This window comes from Desulforegula conservatrix Mb1Pa (assembly GCF_000426225.1).
Lineage (GTDB): Bacteria > Desulfobacterota > Desulfobacteria > Desulfobacterales > Desulforegulaceae > Desulforegula > Desulforegula conservatrix.
In genome coordinates this window covers 1-1,015 of the sequence record NZ_AUEY01000184.1, presented here as the reverse complement: position 1 = coordinate 1,015, position 1,015 = coordinate 1, and the positions used below count along the sequence as shown (strand labels likewise).

3 protein-coding genes are annotated in these 1,015 nt (G+C 34.4%); all 3 read left to right on the top strand.

The window, feature by feature from the left end; genetic code table 11:
* Positions 1-247: hypothetical protein (locus K245_RS28440; RefSeq protein ID WP_456297553.1), on the top strand; the 247-nt coding region annotated here is incomplete at its 5' end.
* Positions 237-467 carry a hypothetical protein gene (locus tag K245_RS0121750; RefSeq protein WP_027360832.1) on the top strand — a complete coding sequence of 77 codons (231 nt, stop codon included), beginning with the start codon at positions 237-239 and terminating at the stop codon, positions 465-467. The genes K245_RS28440 and K245_RS0121750, both read left to right, overlap by 11 nt.
* 124 nt (positions 468-591) lie before the next feature.
* Entirely contained in the window at positions 592-804 is a 213-nt protein-coding gene (locus K245_RS0121745; RefSeq protein WP_027360831.1) for a hypothetical protein, read from the top strand.
* Positions 805-1,015: the final 211 nt, after the last annotated feature.

The following is a 1,015-nucleotide window of genomic DNA, read 5'->3' as shown; positions in this document are numbered from 1 at the left end:
GATTGGAAATTTAGACTTTTCTTTGAATCGTCGGAGGATGATTTCTTACAGTGGTCTTTTCAAAGAGGCTTATATTGCTTTGAATCAAATAGATGTCGAGGATTCAAATTTAATTTTAATGCCTAGTGAAGAGATTACAGAATGCACTTGTAAAATTTGTCAGTCTGAGCTTGTCCAGGTACATTATCTTTGGGATCAAAAGTTGAAACAACATACAAGACAAGGAATTATAAAAAATGAAAGATAAAGATAAATACAAGGCTTTTTTTGATAGTCTTAATAAGAGCTTATCTAATCTAAATGGTGTTGATGGTTTAGTTCCTTTAACAAGTAGTCTTATTGATGAGCTTGTTGATGAGAAGGCTGAAGATCATAGAAAAAATCTTATTTTTGCTCGGAATCAGGGAGCTTATTTTAATACATTTACACGAGAACTTGTTTTTCCTTTAGGTGTTTATGAGTATTAATACACAGTTTGCGTAAGCAATGTATAAGCGCGCCCTTTCTCTCTTCGTTCGTTGGTTTTTTCAGTTTTATATTTAATAATATGGAATTAAGCAGCGGGGGGAAATCTATGATTAGGAGTACATTATGAAAAAAATTCAGTTCGATATTATTAATGGAATTTATGAAGTAGAAAAATTCGATGATGATGTAGAGCTAATAGATAATTGTTCTATGGCATATTTTGAATTAGATGATGAATCAAGAGGTGCAGGCATCCAAGGTGCAGAAGTGGATGAATATCTTTATTTTTTGATAGCCAGTGAATATGGAATCAAAAATTTGATAATGTTGGCCTAAGTGATAGCGTTGAATGTGTGAGCTGTTTGACCGAGAATGGGCGCGAAGCAGGCCCGTCGGAGGGCAAACAGATGCTGACAAGTTTTATTGGAGTGATTGTTTTAGTGCATCATTTTTTTGTTTTTTTCTTGTCTTGGAAGTCTATACGAAATCGTGTCTTAAAATTTAAATCTCCTCTGTAATAAAAAAAGGGAGGGAGCGGCGGGCGCGG